The sequence below is a fragment of the Chitinophaga sp. genome, from assembly GCF_036569125.1.
Taxonomy (GTDB): domain Bacteria; phylum Bacteroidota; class Bacteroidia; order Chitinophagales; family Chitinophagaceae; genus Chitinophaga.
Map to the genome: position 1 here is coordinate 1 of NZ_DATCRF010000027.1, position 5415 is coordinate 5415.

General features: G+C 49.4%; 3 protein-coding genes. All 3 read left to right on the plus strand.

The window, feature by feature from the left end:
- A partial coding sequence (locus tag VIM87_RS00920; protein WP_331995148.1) for a hybrid sensor histidine kinase/response regulator transcription factor occupies window positions 1–1593 on the plus strand: 1593 nt, incomplete at its 5' end.
- 166 nt (window positions 1594–1759) lie between these two features.
- Window positions 1760–4930 carry a TonB-dependent receptor gene (locus VIM87_RS00925; RefSeq protein WP_331995149.1) on the plus strand — a complete coding sequence of 1057 codons (3171 nt, stop codon included), beginning with the start codon at window positions 1760–1762 and terminating at the stop codon, window positions 4928–4930.
- 19 nt (window positions 4931–4949) lie between these two features.
- A partial coding sequence (locus VIM87_RS00930) for a RagB/SusD family nutrient uptake outer membrane protein (protein WP_331995150.1) occupies window positions 4950–5415 on the plus strand: 466 nt, incomplete at its 3' end.

Genomic DNA, 5415 nt, shown 5'->3' on the forward strand with positions numbered 1-5415 from the left:
ATGGAACGGAGGGAAGCTGAGCGGCAGCGCGAATTTGAACAGGTGAAGATCAAATACCTCACCAACTTAAGCCATGAGTTCAGGACGCCGGTTTCGCTGATCGTTGGCCCTATTGAAAAATTGATACAGCAGGAAGAGTGCCCCGAAAAGCTGGGGCACCTGAACCTCCTGAAACGCAATGCCCGGCGGCTTTTGAACCTGGTGAACCAGCTGCTGGACTTCCGTAAGCTGGAAGAGCGGGAGCTGAAGCTGGTGCTTACAGAGGGAGATATTGTTTCCTTTATAGGAGAAGTGGTGGAATCATTTAAAGATATTTCCGAGCGCAGGCAGATCAGCTTTTCATTCGTCAGCACCCTGGGTTGTTTTCATACCCGCTTTGACAGGGACAAGATCGAACGGATCTTGTTTAACTTGTTGTCGAACGCCTTCAAATTCACACCCAAAGGCGGCCGGATAGCGCTTAGTATTGACCCGGATGAGCCGCCGGGCCTGAAGATAGCCATTGCTGATACCGGCATTGGAATGCCGAAGGAGGTGCAGGAGAAGATCTTTACCCGCTTTTTCCAGGGAGATGCTAATCCCGCTGTGCTCAACCAGGGGAGTGGTATCGGTCTTTCCATTACCCTCGAATTTGTAAAAATGCATGGCGGTTGTGTGGATGTTGAAAGCATTCCCGGTAAGGGAAGCCTCTTTACCATTCATTTACCTTTGGAACAGCTGCCGGAACCGGCTGAAGATACGGCGCCGGCGCCTGAAGCTGAAAGTGAGCTTCTGAATGCTGAGCAGCCCGCGTCGGAGCAGCAGGCTGTTGTACCGGCCGGCGAAAAGCTAACCGTATTGCTGATCGAGGATAATGATGATTTCCGGTACTACCTGAAAGATAACCTGAAGCATTTTTATAAAATAGTAGAAGCTTCCGATGGGAGAGAAGGATGGCAGAAAGCGCTTTTCGCTCATCCCCAGGTAATTGTGAGCGACATCAATATGCCTTATATGGATGGCATACAATTGAGCCAGAAGATCAAATCAGATAAAAGGACCAGCCATATCCCGATCATCCTGTTAACGGCCCTTACCGGCGACGCTTCCCAGCTAAAAGGCCTTGAAACCGGCGCCAGCGACTACCTTACCAAGCCCTTTAATTTTGATATCTTAAACCTTAAGATCCGGAACCTGGTGCAGCTGAACCAAACCCTGAAAGATACCTATACCCGCCAGCTGAAGGTGGTGATGCCTGCAGCGGAAGTGGAATCGGAGGACGAGAAATTACTGCTGAAGGTCACGCAGTATATTGAAGCTAATATCAATAGTGATAATTTGACAGTGGAGGAATTAAGCAAGCACCTTTTTATGAGCCGGGCTTCACTGTACAATAAGATCGTTCAGCTGACCGGTGAAACGCCGGTAGAGTTCATCCGGTCCATGAAGCTGAACAAAGCTGCCGACCTTTTGAAGAACAGTGATATGAAAATTGCACAGATCGGGTACGCGGTCGGTTTTTCAACCCCTAATTATTTTGCACGGGCCTTCAAAGCTAAATTCAACCTTTTACCCTCAGAGTACCAGGCCCTGAACAGGCAGTCTGCCGGCTAAATTAATTCCCTGTTTAAACATTTGTGCTATTCATTTTTACAAATCAACCATAGCCCCTGTAGTAGTCATACTACATTCGCTGCGATGATATTTTCCACGTAGCTACACCCATCATTAATATACCAATGCGGTGTCAGTAATGCACAAATGAAATAAATCCACGATTATGAAAATTTCGGTTACGCACAACCTACAAAAAGCGTCAACCTTCTTCCAGCTCTTATTGGGGAAAACGATGCTGACCTTATTATTTGTTTTTGGGACAATCTACTCTGCGGGGGCGCAGAACATTACACTTAACGGACGTATTATCGGCGACGATGGAAACGGGATCCCCGGCGCCAGCGTACAGCTAAAAAGCACCAGAACAGGGGTGCTCACTGACCCTCAGGGCTTCTTTAAGCTCACGGCCCCTGCCAACGGAACGCTGCTGATCTCTTCGGTGGGGTTTGTACCGCGGGAAATTGCCATTGACCGTCAAACAACTGTCAATGTGACACTAAAATCCGCAGTCAGCGATCTGGAACAGGTGGTAGTAATAGGATATGGTACGGCAAAAAAGAAGGATGTTACCGGGGCAACTGTTTCCGTTAAAGGGGAAACGTTACGGGAAGTAGGCGCTCCCAATGTTTACAATCAGCTGCAGGGGAGGGCGGCAGGGATTGATATTGTGAATAATGGCTCCAGCATCGGTACCGGCGGGGAGATCAGGATCAGGGGCAACCGTTCCCTCGCATCCAGCTCCAGCGCCAATAACTCCCAGAATGGGCCGTTACTGGTGATCGACGGGATCCCGCTTTCAGGTGGCAGTATCAACGATATAAATCCCAACGATATTGCAAATATCGATGTGCTGAAAGATGCATCCGCTACCGCCATTTATGGGTCGCGGGGATCGGGCGGCGTTATTATTATTACTACAAAAAGAGGCCGGCCGGGAAAACCCATCACCAGCTATGACGGCTATGTAGGTATTTCTCAGGCAATGGATACCTACGACCTCTTTAACGGGCAGGAGTATGCCGCTTTTAAGGAAGCTGCAAAACAGGGGCAGCCCAATCCTAACAATCCCCATCCCAATGCGCTTACCCCGGTTGAGCAGGAAAACCTGGCCAATGGGGTTAATACAGACTGGCAAAAGCTTTTGTTGAAAACAGCTATCCGCACCGATCATAATATCAGCGTTTCCGGCGGCAATGAAACAACCCTGTACAGTTTTGGATTCGGTGTTTTCCGTGAAACCGGCATTATACCGGATCAGCGTTTTGACCGCGGTTCATTTCATATTGCCCTTGATCACAAGATGAGCCAACGCATAAAAGTAGGGTTAACAACCACCAATACCATGAGCTGGGCCAACCGTGTTAATACCAGCGCCTTTGGCTCTGCAACCAGGCTAAGCCCCTTGTATCTTCCCTATAACGCTGACGGCAGTATTAATTTTCAGCCGGCTCTCCAGCAATCCAATGACGCTAACCAGATAAGCCCGCTCACCTCTATTGGCAATAATGAGAAGATCAGGGCCCGCACCCGCCGTTTCAGAACATTAACCAATGTGTATGGAGAGCTGGAGATCATTACAGGCCTCAAGCTCAGAACCAGCCTGGCGCTTGACTGGATCCAGACCATGAACAATAACTATAATGGCCCGGGCACGGTATTTAATACCAACCTTACCACGGCCGGCGCCACCCTCAGCCAGTCAAACGATGAAACATGGAGCTATACCTGGGACAACTCGCTTACCTATGACAAAACCTTTGCGGAAAAGCATAAGATCCAGGTAACGGCTTTGCATGAAGTGGTAAAGAATTTTAATCAGAGCCAGCAATTCAACGGGCAGGGCGTACCAACAGATTATATCCAGGACTACAATTTTCAGCTGGCTAATTCGCTCACGGCAAACGCCTCCGGCTACAGCGACCGGGGCCTGCTTTCCTATATGGGACGTGCGTTCTATTCTTATGACGACCGTTATATGTTAACGGCCACCGTCAGGGCCGACGGCGCTTCCGTACTGGCTCCCGGCAATCAATGGTTTACTTATCCCGCGCTGTCTGTAGGATGGAACCTGAGCAACGAAAGTTTTATGCGCAATGTAAGCTGGATAGATAATCTTAAGCTGAGGATAGGATGGGGCATCAGCTCTAACCAAACCATTGCGCCTTATACCACAATAGGAAGCCTCTCTTCCAACTTCTACAACTACGGTTCCGGCACTTCTCCCAACATAAACTATGTATCGGGCTACCTGGTGAACACGCTGCCTAATCCTAAGCTCACCTGGGAATCTACCAGGGGATACAACATAGGGCTGGACTTCGGTTTCTTTAATAACCGTTTGAGCGGCGCCATTGAGTATTATAACGTTAATACCAGGGATATACTGTTAAGCAAGGAGCTGCCGCGAAGCAGGGGTGCAAACTCCGTGCTTGTAAACCAGGGAAAAACTGCGGGGCATGGCCTGGAAATAACGCTCAGCAGCCTGAATGTAAAAAGCCGCGGCGGATTTACCTGGAACACGGACCTGAATTTTTCCATGGCCAGGGAAAAGATCGTGGCCCTGCAGCCGGGCCTTACCCAGGATGTTGGCAATGGCTGGTATGTGGGGCAGCCGCTCACTGTAATTTATGATGTGAAAAAGATCGGTATATGGCAGCTGGGTGAAAAAGATGCTGCAGGCAAGTATGGCGCCGCGCCCGGCGACATTAAGATCGAGGATGTTAACGGCAATGGAACCATTGGTGCTGAAGACCGCCAGGTGATCGGCAATTTTCAGCCGGACTTTGTTTTTGGTTTCAGCAACCGTTTTGCCTACAAGAACTTTGACCTGAATATTGTAACGTTCGGGCGTATCGGGCAAACCGTGGTAGTTACCTATCTGACTGCCGATGGCGGTGCAGCCGGTTATCCTTTCTTTATGAACAGCCGTGTTAACCAATATAAAGTGAACTACTGGACGCCGGACAATCCCACCAATGATTTTCCACAGCCGGATGCCAGCAGGGATGCCTTACAGTACACCTCCACCTTATCTTACCGCGATGGCTCTTTTATAAAGGTGAGATCTATTAACCTGGGATATAGCCTGCCCTCAAAGATCACAAATAAAATAGGCCTTAGCTCGCTGCGCTTATACCTGGCAGCCCAGAACCCGTTTATTCTCTGGGCTCCGCTGGTGCATGACGGGCTGGGTATTGATCCGGAAGGTAACGGCAATGGCAATGCAGTAGGTTCTACCGCAGGCGGAACACCGGTAGTAGCCAGGGCCATTACCGTAGGCATGGGCACGCCTCCCACACGCCAGTATATGTTTGGTGTTAACGTTAAATTTTAATCCAGAAACTTAGCTTGATATGAAACTGAATATAAAAACCGGGTGGCTGCTGATGGCTGCATTGCTGATGATTACGGGCGGATGTAAGAAAGTGCTGAATGAACAGCCCCGCGCAACCATCGATCCCGCTTATTTCAAAACGCCCGAAGGCCTGGATGGCGGAGTTGCCGGTATCTACTCCTCTCTCCGCAGTCATTGGGGCACGCAGATCTTTACACAATTATTCAATGGTGGAACCGACGAGATGATCAGGGGCGGTGCGGCTGATGTGCAGCACAACTTTACCTACTCATCCCTGATGAAGAGCAACACCAACGACTATAGCGGCTTTTGGAACAGTATGTATATAGACATTAACACTGCTAACGGGGTACTGCAATATGGCCCCGATGCGCAGATGGATGAAGGCAAGAAAGCACAGCTATTGGCCCAGGCAAAATTCCTTCGCGCATTTTGTTATTTCCAGCTGGTGACCACCTTTGGAG